Below are 15,811 nucleotides of genomic sequence, written 5' to 3'. Positions count from 1 at the left end.
TTACGCGCCGCATGGACAGTGGGATCAGACGCAGCTAATTCCTGTGGCAACGACACAAGACCGCTTGGGGGAAATGCCATGGCCGCCACCGCCCGCCCGCGCCGCAGCGTGCTCTACATGCCCGGCTCCAACGCCCGCGCCCTGGAGAAGGGGCGCAGCCTGCCCGCCGACGGGCTGATCCTCGATCTGGAGGACGCCGTCGCCCCCGACGCCAAGGCGGAGGCCCGCGCCACCATCAAGGCGTCCATCGCCGCCGGCGGCTATGGCGGGCGGGAGCTGGTGGTCCGCACCAACGGGCTGAACACGCCGTGGGGGTACGACGACCTCGTGATGGCGGCCTCCAGCGGGGCCGACGCGGTGCTGCTGCCGAAGGTGGAGAGCCCCGACATGGTCCGCCAAGCCGAGGCGGTGCTGCGCGCCAACGGCTCCCCCGAGGGACAGACCATCTGGTGCATGATGGAGACGCCGCTCGGCATGCTCAACGCCAGGGAGATCGCCGGGGCCAGCCCGAAGCTGGGCGGCTTGGTGATGGGCACCTCAGACCTCGCCAAGGATCTGCACGCGGCGCACACGCGCGACCGGCTGCCGATGCTGACCAGCCTGGGCCTCTGCCTGCTGGCGGCGCGGGCCTACGGCCTTGCCATCCTCGATGGGGTGCATCTCGACCTGAACGACGACGCGGGCTTCGCCGACTCCTGCGCCCAGGGGCGGGAGCTTGGCTTCGACGGCAAGACGCTGATCCACCCCAAGACCATCGCCGCCTGCAACGCCGCCTTCGCCCCGAGCGAGGAGGAGGTCGCCCAAGCCCACCGCATCATCCAGGCCCACGCCGAGGCCGTTGCCCAGGGCAAGGGGGTCGTTCTGGTGGACGGGCGGCTGGTGGAAAACCTGCACGTCGAGAACGCCCGGCGCCTCGTCGCCATGGCCGAGGCGATCCGGGCGCTGGAGGCGGCGGGCTGACGCCCACCGCCCCTCTCAATGGACCGGGCGCTCAGGAATCGCGGCGCGCCTGGGCGTCCTTCACGAACTGCGACACCCGCCCGATCTCTCGCGGGTCGGTGTCGACCGTCCGGCGCCCGCTGGGGATCGGGCGCATGCCCTTGCGGGGGGTGCGTCCGGGGGACGGGTGCCGGGGCTCCGCGTCCCTCCTGCGCTTCAGGGCATCCTGAAGGTTGGCCTGGATGATCTCTCGCCGCCGCTCGGCGCGGAACCGCTCCAGCCGCCCGTTCACCCGCTTCAAGGCCCGCGCATAGACCTGCTTCTTGGCGGACAGGCCGCGTTCGCTGGCATCGGCCGATTGCTGGCCGGTGCCGCTGGCCTTGCCCCGCCGTCCGCGGCGGCGTGAGGCGATGATGTCGCGCGCCCGGTCGCGCTCCTCGCGCAGCCAGCGGGCGAGCGTCAGGGTTTCATCGGGGGGCAAGCCCTCCAGCTCCGGGTAATGGCTGCGGCGGACCTGCTCGAATTCCTTTTCGGACAACAGCCGTCGTTCGGCCGTGAGTTCGACTCCCATCGTTCAACCTCTCTGCTTATGGCGCTCTGCTTCGTGGTCCCGCTTCGGCTTACCCCCGTCCGCTCAACCGATCGGGAGGCGAAGCGTTCCCGGATGCAGTCCAATGGATTCCGATGCCACTTAGGGGTGCCGAAGGAACCGGAATCACGACCTCCCCGGAACCAAGTCGCCCCCCATCGGTTTTCCGACATGTGGCAGAGGTGGAGGTTGAAGATGGCCTCGAAAGACAACGGCCAAGACGAAGTCCAATCCGGGAGCGGTCGCACATCGAACCGCGGCTTCGCGTCGATGGACCGTGACCGGCAGCGCCAGATCGCCAGCAAGGGCGGGGAAAGCGTGCCGGCCGACAAGCGCAGCTTCTCCAAGAACCCGGAACTCGCCGCGGAGGCGGGGCGGAAGGGGGGCCGAAGCGTACCGGCATCCTCCCGCAGCTTCTCCAAGAACCCGTCCCTGGCCGCCGAAGCGGGGCGGAAGGGCGGGCAGGCGAGCCATGGCGGACGCGGGGCCGCCCTGCGTCCGGGCGAAGGCGACTGACGGCACCAACGAGAAAAGCCCCTCTCCGGAACCGGAGAGGGGCTTTCTTTTCGTCATCCACCAGTCAGCGTCTCCAGCCCGTCGGACCGGAGGCGCGGCCGGTCAGGAGGCCAGCTTGTCCAGCTCGCGCAGGATCGAGTCGCCCATGACGGTCGTGGAGCAGCGGGCCATGCCCGGCGCCATGATGTCCGCCGTGCGCATGCCGCCCGACAGCACGTTCTGCACGGCCTTCTCCAGCATCTTCGCCTCCGCGTCCATGTTGAACGAGTAGCGCAGGCACATGGCGAAGGACAGCAGCGTCGCGCAGGGGTTGGCGAGATCGCGACCGGCGATGTCCGGGGCGGAGCCGTGCACCGGCTCGTAGAGCGCCTTGCGCTGGCCGTTGGCGTCCGGGGCGCCGAGCGAGGCCGACGGCAGCATGCCGAGCGAGCCGGTCATCATCGCCGCTTCGTCCGACAGGATGTCGCCGAACAGGTTGTCGGTGACGATCACGTCGAACTGCTTCGGGTTCTTCAGCAGCTGCATGGCGCCGTTGTCGGCGTACATGTGCTCCAGCGTGACGTCGGAGAACTCCTCCTGATGGAGCTTCGTGACTTCCTGGCGCCACAGGAGGCCCGATTCCATCACGTTGGCCTTCTCCATCGAGTGGAGCTTGTTGCCGCGCTTGCGCGCCAGCTCGAAGGCGACGCGGGCGACGCGGCGGATCTCGCTGGTCGTGTAAACTTGGGTGTTGACGCCGCGGCGCTCGCCGTTGCCGATGTCGGTGATGCCGCGCGGCTCACCGAAATAGACGCCGCCGGTCAGCTCGCGGACGATCAGGATGTCCAGGCCCCTGATGACGTCGGCCTTCAGGGTCGAGGCGTCGACCAGGGCGTCGAACACCACCGCCGGGCGCAGGTTGGCGAACAGGTTCAGCTCCTTGCGGAGCGTCAGCAGGCCGGCTTCCGGGCGCTTGGTGTAGTCGGTGGGGTTGTCCCACTTCGGGCCGCCGACGGCGCCCAGCATCACCGCGTCCACCGCCAGCGCGTCGGCCAGCGTCTCGTCCTTCAGGGGAACGCCGTAGGCGTCGATGGCCGCGCCGCCGACCAGCCCCTCGGTGACGTCGAAGGTGACGTTGCGCTTGCGGTCGAGCCAATCGATGACCCGACGCACCTGGCGCATGACCTCCGGACCGATCCCGTCGCCGGGCAAAAACAGAAGCTTCTTGTTGGCGGGCATGGCGCACGCACTCCCATTGGAGACTTTATCAGTGTTGTCTAATCCGCGGACCGACAGGCCGGAAGGTGGTTCCCACCCCGTCGGTCCGCAAGGCCATCATGGCCGCTGATCGGTTGGACCGGATCAGCCCCAGAGCCAGGGCTGGCCGCCGCGCTGCTTGCCTTCATACTGGTCGATGAAGGTGGCCTGCTGCATGGTCAGCCCGATGTCGTCCAGCCCGTTCAACAAGCAATGCTTGCGGAAGGGGTCGACCTCGAAGCTGATCTTGCCGCCGTCCGGACCGGTGATCTCCTGTTTTTCCAGATCCACCGAAACGATGGCGTTCGACCCGCGCGACGCATCGTCGAGCAGCAGGTCCACCTGTTCCTTCGGCAGCTTGATCGGCAGGATGCCGTTCTTGAAGCAGTTGTTGAAGAAGATGTCCGCGAAGCTCGGCGCGATGATGCAGCGGATGCCGAAGTCGGCCAGCGCCCACGGCGCATGCTCACGCGAGGAGCCGCAGCCGAAATTGTCGCCCGAAACGAGGATCTTGGCGCTGCGGTAGGCCGGCTTGTTGAGGACGAATTCCGCGACCTCGGCGCCGTCGGGGGTGTAGCGCATCTCGTCGAAAAGATGCTTGCCCAGCCCGGTCCGCTTGATGGTCTTCAGGAATTGCTTGGGAATGATCATGTCGGTGTCGACGTTGATCATCGGCAGCGGCGCCGCAACACCGGTGAGAACCGTAAACTTTTCCATCGCCAGAATCCTGTCGCGCAAAAGAGGCGCAAGCGTGTGCATGCGGAGTTCGGTGAATAGCAGACCCGTCCCGCCATTGCCAGAGGAAGCTTGCCGCAAACGGCGCTCGCGGCGCGCGATTCCGCATCCCGGAACACAGCTGGGCGCAACGAAATTGCTCCCGAATTCCCTCCCCATGTCCTCTGCCGTGTCGTCTGCCAGGACCGACCCGGCATCCCGTCCTTGCTGCGGAACGCTCCCTCGCCTACCAAGGGGCCGACGTTCCCCTGGGTTCCGCGACCTCGATGACCTTGCTTCCCACCGCCCGCCGCCCGCGCACCATGGCGCTCGCCTTTCTGCTGCTGGCTCCGCCGCTCTATGGCCTGCTCGGGCTGGCGCTCGGCATGGACGCCAACTGGGACCTGCGGAACTATCATTGGTACAACGCCTACGCCCTGCTGACCGGGCGGCTGGGCATGGACATGCTGCCGGCGCAGATGCCCAGCTTCTACAACCCCCTGCTGGACGTGCCCTTCTATCTGCTCGCCAGCCATCTTCCGGCGCGCGCGGCGGGATTCGTCTGGGGGACGCTGCACGGGCTGAATCTGGCTCTGGCCTTCCTGCTGGCCCATGCCACGTTGCGCGTCGGCGGCGCGGGGGCGCGGGTGGCCCTGGCCGCCCTGCTGGCGGCGATGGCCGGTTTCGGGGGCGGCACGCTGGGGCTGCTCGGCACCACCTTCCACGACAATATGGTCAGCCTGGGCGTGCTCGGCGCACTGGTCGTGGTGGCGGGATCGCTGCCGCGGCTGATCGGCGGGCCGGCGCCCGGCGCCTTCGCGCGGGTGGCCGCGGCGGGGCTGCTGGCCGGGGCGGCGATGGGCATGAAGAACCCGACGGTGATCTACGCGGTCGGGCTCTGCCTCGCCTTCCTGGCTGTGCCGGCGCGGCCTTGGCGGCGGCTGTGGCTAGCCTTCTTCTTCGGCGTCGGGGTGCTGGGCGGGCTGGCGCTGTGCGGCGGCTTCTGGATGGCCCATCTGTGGGTGGAGTACGGGAACCCCGTCTTTCCGCACATGAACCAGATCTTCAAGTCGCCCTTCGCCGCGCTGTCCGGCTACGTCAACGTCGGATTCTTCCCGGACTCGCGGCTGGAGCGCCTGTTCTTCCCGCTGGTCTTCCCCTTCGCACCGCTGAAGGTCGGCGAGGTCCCTTTCTTCGACCTGCGCGTCCTGGCGCTGTTCCTTCTCGTGCCCGTCGCCGCGGCGCTGGCGCTGCTCGGACGGGCCTTCCACCGGCCCTCCGCAGGGCTGACCGAAACAGCCGCCACCCGCTACCTGCTGACCGCCATGGCCGTGACCTACGCGCTGTGGGTGGCGATGTTCTGCATCTACCGCTATCTGGTGCCGCTGGAGATGCTGGCCCCGCTGGCCATCGTCATGGCGGCGGGCCTGCTGCCGGTGCCGCGCCGGGCGGCGCTCATCCTCGCCGCGCTGCTCCTGCTGCTGGTCCAGGCCACCGCCCGGCCCGCTGACTGGGGTCGCGTGCCGTGGAGCGAGCGCTGGGTGGAGGCCGCCGTGCCGCCCATCGAGGACCCGGACGACACGATGGTGCTGATGGCCGGCTACTGGGCGATCTCCCACGTCATTCCGGCCTTCCCGCCGCGCATCCCCTTCGTGCGCATCCAGTCCAACTTCCTCCAGCCGGACTCGGTCGGCAACGGCTACCTCGCCTTGATGCAGGACAAGGTGGGCACGCATCGCGGGCGCTTCCTGATGCTCAGCACCATCCCCGACACGCCCGGCGCGGCGAAGGCCGCGGCCCTTCTGGGGCTGCGGGTAGCGCAGGACAACTGCCGCGTCATCCCCAACAACCTGGGCGAGCCGCTGAACCTGTGCGCCGTGCAACGAATGGCGGACCTTGAAAGGTCAGTGGATTAAATCAGGCGATTGTGCTGTTTAACCCTGCATCGGCACCGTTTCGAAGCGCATCGCCATGACCGTCTCCGCCATCGACCGCCCTGCAGCGTCCGCAGCCCCGACCACGGACCCGGACCCGGACACGGCGCCCGCAATGACCCCCGTGGTGGCGGTTCTGATCCCCTGTTACAACGAGGAGGCGGCCATCGCCGCCGTCGTGCAGGATTTCCGCAAGGCCCTGCCCGACGCGACGGTCTATGTCTACGACAACAACTCGTCCGACCGCACGGTCGAGGTGGCGAAGGCCGCCGGCGCCGTGGTCCGGCACGAACCGTTGCAGGGCAAGGGCAACGTCATGCGCCGGATGTTCTCCGACATCGAGGCGGACGTCTATGTGCTGGTGGACGGCGACGACACCTACCACGCCCCTTCCGCGCCGCTGATGGTCAAGCGGCTGTGGGAGGACCAGCTCGACATGGTCAACGGCGCCCGCGTCACCGAGATCGTCAAGGCCTACCGGCCCGGCCACCGCTTCGGCAACAAGCTGCTGACCGGCATGGTCGCGCTGATCTTCGGCAACCGCATCCAGGACATGCTGTCCGGCTACCGCGTCTTCTCGCGGCGCTTCATCAAATCCTTCCCGGCGCTGGCCAGCGGCTTCGAGACGGAGACGGAGCTGACCGTCCACGCGCTGGAGCTGAACATGCCCATCGCCGAGATCAAGGCGCCCTACAAGGACCGCCCGCCGGGCTCGCACAGCAAGCTGAACACCATCCGCGACGGCGTCCGCATCCTGCGCACCATCGTCAATCTGGTGAAGGAGGAGCGCCCCCTGCCCTTCTTCTTCGCCATCTTCGTGGCGCTGGCCGCGGCGTCGATGATCCTCGCCTGGCCGGTGGTGGCGACCTTCCTGCAGACCGGGCTGGTGCCGCGCCTGCCCACCGCCGTTCTGTCCACCGGGCTGATGCTGCTGGGCTTCCTCAGCCTGACCTGCGGGCTGATCCTCGACACGGTCACGCTGGGCCGCCGCGAGGCCAAGCGCATGCGCTACCTGTCCATCCCCGCGCCGGGCGTCCATCCGGTCCGCAAGGCCGCCGGGTCCTGACCATGGGCGAATTCATCGGCACCCTGTCCGACAGCCGGCTGGGACGGCTGGCCGTGCAGTTCGGCAAGTTCGGCCTCGTCGGCGTGGTCGGTCTGGTGGTGGACACGGCGGTGGTCTACGCGCTCGTGTTCGGCGCCGGTCTGGAGTTCTTCGCCGCCCGCGTCCCCGCCTATCTGGCCGCTGCCACCACGACCTTCGCGCTGAACCGCGCCTTCACCTTCCGCGGTGCGGCCGACGCGCCGCTGTACCGGCAATGGGCGACCTTCCTGGCCGCCAACGCCTTCGGCGGGGCGGTGAACTACGGCGTCTCGGTCGGGCTGGAGGCCGCCCTGCCGCTGGCCGAAGCCCATCCGGTGCTGGCCGTCGCCGCCGGTTCGCTGTCCGGCATGGTCCTGAACTTCGCCGCCTCCAAGCATCTGGTCTTCAAGGGCGCCTGATCCTTTAAGGCCCTGAGCCCCCCTCTCCTTCCGGATAACGCCGGAAGTCGCATTGTGCGCCGCCGCAAACACCCGAAGTCCATGGAATGGGGCGCATCCAACGGGAATGGCCCCGACACCGACCTGCCTTGGCAAGGAGCCGGGAGGGAGCCATGAACAACAGCGACGTGCTGTGGGCCTGGGTGGCCGGAGTCACCGTGTCCGCAGCCCTGCTGATCGGGCTGTCCCGCGCGCACGGACCGCCGACCCACGCCACGGACGGGCATTTCATGCTGCCCGACATGGCGATGGGCGCCGCGGGTTGGGATTACGAGGCGTGGGAGCGCACCGGCGGAACGCCGCCGCGGCCCGAGTCGGAGGACACCCTCGCCCGGATGCTCGACCTGCTGGAGGGCATCCCTCCGGCGTCGGGCACGACCCTGCCCGACGGGGACACGGCCGACACCGGCGGGGCCGAAACCCAGTGACCTCATGAACTGTTTGCCACGACCACCCCGTGCAGCCATGGACTCCGCAGGCCCGGTCGCCATATAACGGCGGTCATGACGCGCGAATTCCTGAAGATGCACGGGCTCGGCAACGACTTTGTCGTGATCGACGCCCGCAACACGCCGTACTCGCCGGCCGAGGCCGAGGTGCGTGCCATCGCCGACCGCAAGACCGGGGTGGGCTGCGACCAGTTCATCGTGATCGAGCCGGCGAAAACGGACGGCACGGCGGGCTTCATGCGCATCCGCAACGCCGACGGCGGCGAGGTGTCCGCCTGCGGCAACGCCTCGCGCTGCGTCGGCTGGCTGCTGATGGAGGAGGCGGGGGCGGAGCGCGTCGCCTTCGAGACCAACGCCGGCATCCTGCGGGCCAGCCGCGCCAACAACGGGCGCATCACCGTGGACATGGGTCAGGCCAATCTGGACTGGACGCAGATCCCGCTGGCGGAACCGGCGGACACGTTGCGCCTCGACGCGGTGTCGCACGGCGGCTTCGCCGGCCCCACGGCGGTCAGCATGGGCAACCCGCACGCCGTCTTCTTCGTGGACGACGCCGAGGCGGTGCCGCTGGCCGAGGTCGGTCCGGTGTTCGAGAACCACCCGGCCTTCCCCCAACGCACCAACGTCGAGTTCGTCCAGGTGCTGTCCCCCACCGCCGTCCGCATGCGGGTGTGGGAGCGCGGGGCCGGCATCACCCAGGCCTGCGGAACCGGCGCCTGCGCCACCGCGGTCGCCGCGATCCGCCGCGGGCTGACCAACCGCAAGGTCGACGTGATCCTGGATGGCGGCACCCTGACCATCGAATGGCGTGAGGACGGCCGCGTCCTGATGACCGGCCCGGTCGCCCTCAGCTACACCGGGCGGCTGTCTCCGGAGCTGGTCGCCGTCTGAGCGGTTTCCATTGAAGCGTAGGGCCGCCCGTTAGGCTGAAAGAGCATGAGCGACACTGTGACCAACGAGCCGGAGATCGTCACCTTCGGCTGCCGCCTGAACACCTACGAATCCGAGGTGATGCGCACCCACGCCCGCAACGCTGGGCTGGGGGACGTCGTCATCGTCAACACCTGCGCGGTGACCTCGGAAGCGGAACGGCAGGCCCGCCAGACCATCCGCAAGCTGCGCCGCGAGCGCCCGAACGCACGCATCGTGGTGACCGGCTGCGCCGCCCAGATCGACCCGCAGCGCTACGGCGCCATGCCGGAGGTCGATCAGGTGCTGGGCAACCAGGAGAAGCTGCAGCCGGAAAGCTGGGGTCTGGCCCCGGCGGAGAAGGTGCTGGTCAACGACATCATGTCGGTCAAGGAGACCGCCGGCCACCTGATCGGCGGGTTCGAGGACCGCGCGCGCGCCTTCGTCCAGGTCCAGCAGGGCTGCGACCACCGCTGCACCTTCTGCATCATCCCCTATGGCCGCGGCCCGTCGCGCTCCGTCCCCATCGGCGCGGTGGTGGAGCAGGTGCAGGCGCTGGTGAAGGCCGGCTACAACGAGGTCGTGCTGTCCGGCGTGGACATCACCAGCTTCGGCCCCGATCTGCCGGGCACGCCGACGCTGGGGCAGATGGTGCGCCGCCTGCTGGCGCTGGTGCCGGAGCTGCCGCGGCTGCGCCTGTCCTCGCTCGACTGCATCGAGATCGACGACGACCTGTGGCGCCTGATCGAGACGGAGCCGCGGCTGATGCCGCACCTCCACCTGTCGCTCCAGGCCGGCGACGACATGATCCTGAAGCGCATGAAGCGCCGGCACAGCCGCGCCGACGCCATCGCCTTCTGCGAGCGCGTGCGCTCCCTGCGTCCCGACATGGTCTTCGGCGCCGACTTCATCGCCGGTTTCCCCACGGAAACCGACGCGATGTTCGAGAACACGCTGCGGCTGGTCGAGGAGTGCGGCCTGACCTGGCTGCACGTCTTCCCCTACAGCCCGCGCCCCGGCACCCCCGCCGCCCGCATGCCGCAGGTCGACGGCGGCGTCCGCAAGGAGCGCGCGGCCCGTCTGCGCGCGCGCGGCGCCGAGGCGGAGGCCCGTACCCTGGCCTCGCTGGTCGGTCGTGAGGTGTCCGTGCTGGTCGAGAAGGACGATCTCGGCCGCACCCAGCATTTCGCCGAAATCCGCCTGGGCACGCCCCAGGCCCCCGGCTCCGTCCTGCGCGCCATGGTCACCGGCGTGGCCGGCGGCGCGCTGACCGGCACCCCCCTTTGAGAACAGTGGACACGCCATGATCCTGCGTTGGTTCGGCCGCAAGAAGCCCGAAGAGCAAGCCCGCAAGGACGAGACGACCGCCCTGCTCCCGGAAGCGGTCCCCGCCGAGCCTGCACCCGCGGAGCCGACCCAAGAGACGCCGGTCCAGGAGCCGCCTGTCCCGGAACCGGTCGCCGAGGAACCGCCGGCCCCCGAGCCGGTGCCGGAACCCGAGTTGCCGCCCCCGCCCGCGGTCGAGACTCCGCCCCCGCCGCCCATCGCCCCGCCGTCCGAGCCGGAGGAGCGCAAGGACACGCCGGAGATCGTCCGCGACGACCTCCCCGCAGCCCTGACGGCCGAGGAGGAGAAGCCCAAGAAGGGCTGGTTCGCCCGGTTGAAGGACGGCCTGTCCAAGTCTTCGTCCAAGCTGACCGAGGGCATCTCCGGCATCTTCACCAAGCGCAAGCTCGACGACGAGGCGCTGGAGGAGTTGGAGGAGCTGCTCATCACCGCCGACCTCGGCCCGACCACGGCGGCCAAGGTGACGGCGGAGCTGGCCCGCACCCGCTTCGGCAAGGAGGTCAGCCCCGAGGAGGTCAAGGCCACGCTGGCCGCCGAGGTCGCGAAGATCGTCGGCCCGGTGGCCAAGCCGCTGGAGATCGACGCCACGCTGAAGCCGCACGTCATCCTGGTGGTCGGCGTCAACGGCACCGGCAAGACGACGACCATCGGCAAGCTGGCCCGCCAGTTCCGCGCCGAGGGCAAGACGGTGATGCTGGCCGCCGGCGACACCTTCCGCGCCGCCGCGGTCAGCCAGTTGAAGATCTGGGGCGAGCGCACCGGCTGCCCGGTGGTTTCCCGTGACACCGGCGCCGACGCCGCCGGCCTCGCCTTCGACGCGCTGGAGGAGGCGCGGCGCCAGGGCGTGGACATCCTGCTGATCGACACCGCGGGCCGCCTGCAGAACAAGGCCGGCCTGATGGAGGAACTGCGCAAGATCGTCCGCGTCATCAAGAAGGTGGACGAGAGCGCCCCCCACACCACCCTGCTGACGCTGGACGCCACCACCGGCCAGAACGCGCACAATCAGGTGGAGGTGTTCCGCGACATGGTGAACGTCTCCGGTCTGATCCTGACCAAGCTGGACGGGTCGGCGCGCGGCGGCGTTCTGGTCTCGCTGGCCGAGCGGTTCAAGCTGCCGGTGCACGCCATCGGCATCGGCGAGGGCGTCTACGACCTGCGCCCCTTCGACGCCGACCAGTTCGCCAAGTCACTGATGGGGCTGCCGTCCCAGTAACGGCGCCCAACCGCGGGCTTGGGCGAGAAAGGGACTTCCGGCCGCCACGCCCAAGCCCTATCTGAAGACTATGACGGCTGCCCAGACCTCCCCCTCCCCCGTTCCCCCCGGTCCTGTCGAGCGCTTCACCGACGCGGACGCCGCCCTGGCCCTCGTCAAGGACCTCTACGACCGCAACACCGCCTATCTGCGCGACCGCTTCGCCGCCTTCACCCGCGGCGAGGACGGCGGACGGCGGGAGCAGGCCCATTACCCCTACGTCCGCCTGTCCACCGCCTCGGCGGCCACGGTGGACACGCGGCTGGCCTACGGCTTCGTCGAGGGGCCGGGCACCTACGCCACGACGCTGACCCGCCCCGACCTGTTCGACCGCTATTACCACGAACAGCTCTCGCTCCTGCTGCGCAACCACCATGTTCCGCTTGAGGTCGGCGTCAGCGACGAGGCGATTCCCATCCATTTCGCCTTCCCCCAGGGCATGCATGTCGAGGGTGACCTGACGCCGGAGCGGCTGGCCGGCCTGCCCGACCTGTTCGACCTGCCCGACCTCGCCCGCATGGACGACACCATCGTCAACGGCACCTACGAGGAGTCGCTGGACGCGGTGAAGCCGCTGGCCCTGTTCACCGCGCCGCGGGTGGATTTCTCGCTGCACCGGCTGCGCCACTACACGGCGACGGCGCCGGAGGATTTTCAGAACTTCGTCCTGTTCACGAACTACCAGTTCTACGTGGACGAGTTCATCCGCATGGCCCGCGAGATCATGGAGCCGGCCGCCGATCCCGAGCTGGCCGCCTACCGCAGCCAGTACGACCGCTTCGTCGAGCCCGGCGGCGTCATCGTCCACAACGTCAATCTGGGGGGCAACCCCGGCGAGGCGCCGACGAACGGCGCGCGGCTGCTCCGCCTGCCGCAAATGCCCGCCTACCACCTGACCCGCCCGGACGGCAACGGCATCACCCTGGTCAACATCGGCGTCGGCCCGTCCAACGCCAAGACGATCACCGACCACATCGCCGTGCTGCGCCCGCACGCCTGGATCATGCTGGGCCACTGCGCCGGGCTGCGCAGCACGCAGCGGCTGGGCGACTATGTGCTGGCCCACGGCTATGTCCGCGACGACCATGTGCTCGACGCCGATCTGCCGACCTGGGTGCCGGTCCCGGCGCTGGCCGAGGTGCAGCGCGCCCTGGAGACGGCGGTGGAGCGGGTGACCGGCCTGTCCGGCTACGCGCTGAAGAGCATCATGCGCACCGGCACCGTGGCGACCATCGACAACCGCAACTGGGAACTGCGCGACCACCGCGAGCCGCTGATGCGCTTCAGTCAGAGCCGCGCCGTCGCGCTGGACATGGAAAGCGCCACCATCGCCGCCAACGGCTTCCGCTTCCGCGTTCCCTACGGCACGCTGCTCTGCGTCTCCGACAAGCCGATGCACGGGCAATTGAAGCTGCCGGGCATGGCCGACCGCTTCTACCGCGAGCGGGTGGACCAGCATTTGAAGATTGGCGTGCTGGCCATGGAGCTTCTGCGCGAGCATGGCATGGAAACCCTGCATTCCCGCAAGCTGCGCAGCTTCGCCGAGGCAGCTTTCCAGTAAGCCGCCCTCCGAAACCCATTTTGCCTCACCCAAAAGTGCAGGCGCCAAAGGGCGCCCGCGTCTTATCTTAGGGTGCTCGGCAACGAAGGGAATTCGACCATTATGGCCGTGCGTGCAGGTTGGAGCGTCATCGCCACCCTCTCTCTCGGGCTGGCGGCAGGACCGGTGCTGGCGCAAGGCGCACCGGGAACGGAAACCACTCCACCAGCGGACCCCATTCCGAACACGGACACCGTACCGCCGCCGGACACCGCTCCCCGGTCCGGGCCGTCCATCGGCGCCTGGGTGGACAACGACCTGTTCGGCGGCGGGACGGACCGTTACTACACGAACGGCGTCCAGTTCTACTACGTCTCCGGCGAGCGCCCGACCTACGGCAACATCGACTGGCTGGCCAACCTCGTCCCCTGGATCGGGGAGCATGGGGTGCGGCGCTACGGCATCGCCTTCGGCCAGAACATGTACACCCCCAGCGACATCACCAAGCCGATCCCCGACCCCACCGACCGCCCCTACGCCGGCTGGCTGTACGGCCGCCTGTCGGTGATCTCGGAGGAGACGCGGCAGGTGGACCGCATCGACCTCGATCTCGGCATGGTCGGCCCGGCCTCGCTGGCGGAGCAGACCCAGAAGGCGGTGCACCGCATCGTCCCCGGCGCCCGCTGGCCGGAGGGCTGGGACTACCAGCTCAAGAACGAGCCGGGCATCATCCTCAGCTACGAGCATGTCTGGCGCGCCGAGCGCCCGGCCCGCATCGGCCCCTTCGAGGCGGACATCAGCCCTCACGTCGCCGGCAGCGTCGGCAACATCCTGACCTTCGGCGGGGCCGGCGTTACGATGCGGCTGGGCGGCAACATGGCGCCGCCGGTCGGCGCGCTGATCCTCCGCCCGACCGCCAGCATCCCCTACCAGGACAGCGTGGCCGCAGGGGAACCGCGCCCGCCCTTCTCCTGGTACGTCTACGCCGGGGCGGAGGGGCGCGCCGTCGCCCGCAACATCTTCCTCGACGGCAACAGCTTCCGCGACAGCCGGTCGGTGGACAAGCACAACTTCATCGCCGCCTTCCAGCTCGGCGTGGCGCTGCGCTACGGCGCGTTCGGCATCTCCTACGCCCAGAACTTCCTGTCGCCGGAGTTCGAGGGGCAGAAATCCTACACCAACTACGGCTCGATCCGCGCCTCCTACCGGTTCTGACCGGGCGCGGGGGCGTCCCCTCGCTTCCCTCTTTATCCCAGGCCCGGTTCGGTCTATGTGAGGATCATGAACCAATACGCCCGACTGCTGATCGAAGCCGGCCCGCTGGCGGCCTTCTTCATCGCCAATTCCCAGGCCGGCATCATGATCGGCACCGCCGTCTTCATGGTGGCGATCAGCATTTCCGTGCTGGTCTCCTGGCGGTTCGAACGCAAGGTCCCGGTGATGCCGGTGGTCGGGGCGGGCTTCGTCCTGCTGTTCGGCGGGCTGACCCTGTGGCTTCAGGACGACCTGTTCATCAAGATCAAGCCGACGCTGGTCAACCTGCTGTTCGCCGCGGTCCTGTTCGCGGCGCACCTGACGCGGCGCAACGTGCTGAAGCATGTCCTGGGCTCGGTGCTGAACCTGTCCGACGCAGGCTGGCGCACGCTGGCGATCCGCTGGGCGTGGTTCTTCCTGCTGCTGGCCGCGCTGAACGAGGTGGTGTGGCGCACCATGACCACCGACGCCTGGGTGAACTTCAAGGTGTTCGGCATCATGCCGCTGACCCTGCTGTTCAGCGCCCTCCAGGCTCCGCTGATCCTGCGCCATCAGGTGCCGGAGGAGCCGCCGGCCGAGAAGTCCTCCTCCGCCTCCTGACCGCCCACACTTCCCCACGGAGCGCACCCGCCATGTCCCACGACTATCCGCGCGACCTGATCGGCTACGGGTCCCGTCCGCCGCACCCCTACTGGCCGGGCGGGGCGCGGGTGGCGGTGCAGTTCGTCATCAACTACGAGGAGGGCGGGGAGAACTGCGTCCTGCACGGCGACGCCGCGTCGGAGGCCTTCCTGTCGGAGATCGTCGGCGCCCAGCCCATCGTCGGCATGCGCCACATGAACATGGAGTCGATCTACGAGTACGGCTCCCGCGCCGGCTTCTGGCGGCTGCACCGGATGTTCACGGAGCGCGGCCTGCCGGTGACCGTCTACGGCGTCGCCATGGCGCTGGAGCGCAACCCGGACGCCGTCCGCGCCATGCAGGACGCCGGGTGGGAGATCGCCACCCACGGCTACCGCTGGATCGACTACCAGCATCTGCCGGAGGAGGTGGAGCGCGAGCACATGCTGCGCGCCATCGAGATCCACACCCGCGTGACCGGCTCCCGCCCGCTCGGCTGGTATCTCGGGCGGTGCAGCCCCAACACCTGGAAGCTGGTGTCGGAGGAAGGCGGCTTCCTCTACAACGCCGACAGCTACGCCGACGACCTGCCCTATTGGGACGACCGCTTCGGCCGGCCGCAGCTGATCGTGCCCTACACGCTCGATGCCAATGACATGCGCTTCGCGACCAACCAGGGCTTCAACACGGGCGAGCAGTTCTTCACCTACCTGAAGGACAGCTTCGACGTGCTCTACGCCGAAGGCGAAGACCAGCCGAAGATGATGTCGATCGGGCTGCACTGCCGTCTGGTCGGACGCCCGGGGCGCGCCGCGGCGCTGGCCCGCTTCCTCGACTATGTGCGGGGCCACGACAAGGCGTGGGTCGCCACCCGGCTGGACATCGCCCGCCATTGGATGGCCGAGCATCCCTACCGGCCGGCGGCCTGAACCCGGAGCGGGCGTCTCGAACACGCTCCCGGCCCAA

Annotated in this window: 16 protein-coding genes; 13 read left to right on the top strand and 3 right to left on the bottom strand. The window is 68.9% G+C overall.

What is annotated here, in order from left to right:
- Positions 1 to 78 precede the first annotated feature (78 nt).
- Positions 79 to 960 (top strand): HpcH/HpaI aldolase/citrate lyase family protein, encoded by an 882-nt coding sequence (locus AMK58_RS02520; protein WP_035675857.1) that lies wholly within the window; start codon positions 79 to 81, stop codon positions 958 to 960.
- A gap of 31 nt (positions 961 to 991) precedes the next feature.
- On the opposite strand, the gene AMK58_RS02515 is transcribed toward AMK58_RS02520, so the two are convergent.
- Entirely contained in the window at positions 992 to 1,510 is a 519-nt protein-coding gene (locus AMK58_RS02515; RefSeq protein ID WP_035675860.1) for a hypothetical protein, read from the bottom strand.
- Between the two features lie 213 nt (positions 1,511 to 1,723).
- Here AMK58_RS02515 and AMK58_RS02510 point away from each other — a divergent pair, with 213 nt between their 5' ends.
- A complete protein-coding gene (locus tag AMK58_RS02510) occupies positions 1,724 to 2,044 on the top strand; it encodes a con-10 family general stress protein (RefSeq protein ID WP_079285003.1) in 321 nt (106 codons plus the stop codon).
- Positions 2,045 to 2,146: 102 nt separating this feature from the next.
- Here AMK58_RS02510 and leuB read toward each other — a convergent pair whose 3' ends face one another.
- Positions 2,147 to 3,262, bottom strand: coding sequence for a 3-isopropylmalate dehydrogenase (gene leuB, locus AMK58_RS02505; RefSeq protein WP_035675864.1), 1,116 nt, complete (start codon positions 3,260 to 3,262; stop codon positions 2,147 to 2,149).
- 123 nt (positions 3,263 to 3,385) lie between these two features.
- Complete coding sequence (leuD, locus tag AMK58_RS02500; protein ID WP_035675865.1) at positions 3,386 to 3,997, bottom strand: 3-isopropylmalate dehydratase small subunit; 612 nt, start codon at positions 3,995 to 3,997, stop codon at positions 3,386 to 3,388.
- A gap of 284 nt (positions 3,998 to 4,281) precedes the next feature.
- On the opposite strand from leuD, the gene AMK58_RS02495 reads away from it, so the two are divergent.
- The 11 genes from AMK58_RS02495 (at position 4,282) to puuE (ending at position 15,774) form a co-directional block, all read left to right on the top strand.
- Positions 4,282 to 5,910, top strand: coding sequence for a hypothetical protein (locus AMK58_RS02495; RefSeq protein ID WP_059398572.1), 1,629 nt, complete (start codon positions 4,282 to 4,284; stop codon positions 5,908 to 5,910).
- 55 nt (positions 5,911 to 5,965) lie between these two features.
- Positions 5,966 to 6,994: a glycosyltransferase family 2 protein gene (locus tag AMK58_RS02490; protein ID WP_035675866.1), complete on the top strand. Its 1,029-nt coding sequence runs from the start codon at positions 5,966 to 5,968 to the stop codon at positions 6,992 to 6,994.
- Positions 6,995 to 6,996: 2 nt separating this feature from the next.
- Positions 6,997 to 7,431 (top strand): GtrA family protein, encoded by a 435-nt coding sequence (locus tag AMK58_RS02485; RefSeq protein WP_035675867.1) that lies wholly within the window; start codon positions 6,997 to 6,999, stop codon positions 7,429 to 7,431.
- Between the two features lie 152 nt (positions 7,432 to 7,583).
- On the top strand, positions 7,584 to 7,898 hold the full coding sequence (locus tag AMK58_RS02480) for a hypothetical protein (RefSeq protein ID WP_035675869.1): 315 nt from the start codon (positions 7,584 to 7,586) through the stop codon (positions 7,896 to 7,898).
- 75 nt (positions 7,899 to 7,973) lie between these two features.
- The gene (gene dapF, locus AMK58_RS02475; RefSeq protein ID WP_035675871.1) at positions 7,974 to 8,810 is read left to right on the top strand and encodes a diaminopimelate epimerase; all 837 of its coding nucleotides are present in this window, start codon (positions 7,974 to 7,976) and stop codon (positions 8,808 to 8,810) included.
- 45 nt (positions 8,811 to 8,855) lie between these two features.
- Positions 8,856 to 10,115, top strand: a complete 1,260-nt coding sequence (mtaB, locus tag AMK58_RS02470) for a tRNA (N(6)-L-threonylcarbamoyladenosine(37)-C(2))-methylthiotransferase MtaB (RefSeq protein ID WP_059398571.1) — start codon at positions 8,856 to 8,858, stop codon at positions 10,113 to 10,115.
- A gap of 16 nt (positions 10,116 to 10,131) precedes the next feature.
- Complete coding sequence (ftsY, locus tag AMK58_RS02465) at positions 10,132 to 11,391, top strand: signal recognition particle-docking protein FtsY (RefSeq protein WP_079285002.1); 1,260 nt, start codon at positions 10,132 to 10,134, stop codon at positions 11,389 to 11,391.
- Positions 11,392 to 11,461: 70 nt separating this feature from the next.
- The gene (locus tag AMK58_RS02460) at positions 11,462 to 12,991 is read left to right on the top strand and encodes an AMP nucleosidase (protein ID WP_059398570.1); all 1,530 of its coding nucleotides are present in this window, start codon (positions 11,462 to 11,464) and stop codon (positions 12,989 to 12,991) included.
- 102 nt (positions 12,992 to 13,093) lie between these two features.
- Positions 13,094 to 14,185 carry a lipid A deacylase LpxR family protein gene (locus tag AMK58_RS02455; RefSeq protein ID WP_035675885.1) on the top strand — a complete coding sequence of 364 codons (1,092 nt, stop codon included), beginning with the start codon at positions 13,094 to 13,096 and terminating at the stop codon, positions 14,183 to 14,185.
- A 66-nt stretch (positions 14,186 to 14,251) separates the two neighbouring features.
- A complete protein-coding gene (locus AMK58_RS02450) occupies positions 14,252 to 14,824 on the top strand; it encodes a septation protein A (protein ID WP_035675886.1) in 573 nt (190 codons plus the stop codon).
- A 32-nt stretch (positions 14,825 to 14,856) separates the two neighbouring features.
- The gene (puuE, locus tag AMK58_RS02445; RefSeq protein ID WP_035675887.1) at positions 14,857 to 15,774 is read left to right on the top strand and encodes an allantoinase PuuE; all 918 of its coding nucleotides are present in this window, start codon (positions 14,857 to 14,859) and stop codon (positions 15,772 to 15,774) included.
- Positions 15,775 to 15,811: the final 37 nt, after the last annotated feature.

Origin of the sequence: Azospirillum brasilense (assembly GCF_001315015.1) — a bacterium.
Taxonomy (GTDB): Bacteria; Pseudomonadota; Alphaproteobacteria; order Azospirillales; family Azospirillaceae; genus Azospirillum; species Azospirillum brasilense.
This window is presented reverse-complemented; position numbering and strand designations above follow the sequence as displayed.

What these genes read in the sequence shown, in the direction of transcription:
- leuB (WP_035675864.1), bottom strand. Translation starts at nt 3,262, where the DNA reads ATGCCCGCCAACAAGAAGCTTCTGTTTTTGCCCGGCGACGGGATCGGT.
- AMK58_RS02450 (WP_035675886.1), top strand. Translation starts at nt 14,252, where the DNA reads ATGAACCAATACGCCCGACTGCTGATCGAAGCCGGCCCGCTGGCGGCC.
- AMK58_RS02460 (WP_059398570.1), top strand. Translation starts at nt 11,462, where the DNA reads ATGACGGCTGCCCAGACCTCCCCCTCCCCCGTTCCCCCCGGTCCTGTC.
- AMK58_RS02510 (WP_079285003.1), top strand. Translation starts at nt 1,724, where the DNA reads ATGGCCTCGAAAGACAACGGCCAAGACGAAGTCCAATCCGGGAGCGGT.
- AMK58_RS02485 (WP_035675867.1), top strand. Translation starts at nt 6,997, where the DNA reads ATGGGCGAATTCATCGGCACCCTGTCCGACAGCCGGCTGGGACGGCTG.
- AMK58_RS02480 (WP_035675869.1), top strand. Translation starts at nt 7,584, where the DNA reads ATGAACAACAGCGACGTGCTGTGGGCCTGGGTGGCCGGAGTCACCGTG.
- AMK58_RS02490 (WP_035675866.1), top strand. Translation starts at nt 5,966, where the DNA reads ATGACCGTCTCCGCCATCGACCGCCCTGCAGCGTCCGCAGCCCCGACC.
- leuD (WP_035675865.1), bottom strand. Translation starts at nt 3,997, where the DNA reads ATGGAAAAGTTTACGGTTCTCACCGGTGTTGCGGCGCCGCTGCCGATG.
- puuE (WP_035675887.1), top strand. Translation starts at nt 14,857, where the DNA reads ATGTCCCACGACTATCCGCGCGACCTGATCGGCTACGGGTCCCGTCCG.
- AMK58_RS02515 (WP_035675860.1), bottom strand. Translation starts at nt 1,510, where the DNA reads ATGGGAGTCGAACTCACGGCCGAACGACGGCTGTTGTCCGAAAAGGAA.
- mtaB (WP_059398571.1), top strand. Translation starts at nt 8,856, where the DNA reads ATGAGCGACACTGTGACCAACGAGCCGGAGATCGTCACCTTCGGCTGC.
- AMK58_RS02520 (WP_035675857.1), top strand. Translation starts at nt 79, where the DNA reads ATGGCCGCCACCGCCCGCCCGCGCCGCAGCGTGCTCTACATGCCCGGC.
- AMK58_RS02495 (WP_059398572.1), top strand. Translation starts at nt 4,282, where the DNA reads ATGACCTTGCTTCCCACCGCCCGCCGCCCGCGCACCATGGCGCTCGCC.
- ftsY (WP_079285002.1), top strand. Translation starts at nt 10,132, where the DNA reads ATGATCCTGCGTTGGTTCGGCCGCAAGAAGCCCGAAGAGCAAGCCCGC.
- dapF (WP_035675871.1), top strand. Translation starts at nt 7,974, where the DNA reads ATGACGCGCGAATTCCTGAAGATGCACGGGCTCGGCAACGACTTTGTC.
- AMK58_RS02455 (WP_035675885.1), top strand. Translation starts at nt 13,094, where the DNA reads ATGGCCGTGCGTGCAGGTTGGAGCGTCATCGCCACCCTCTCTCTCGGG.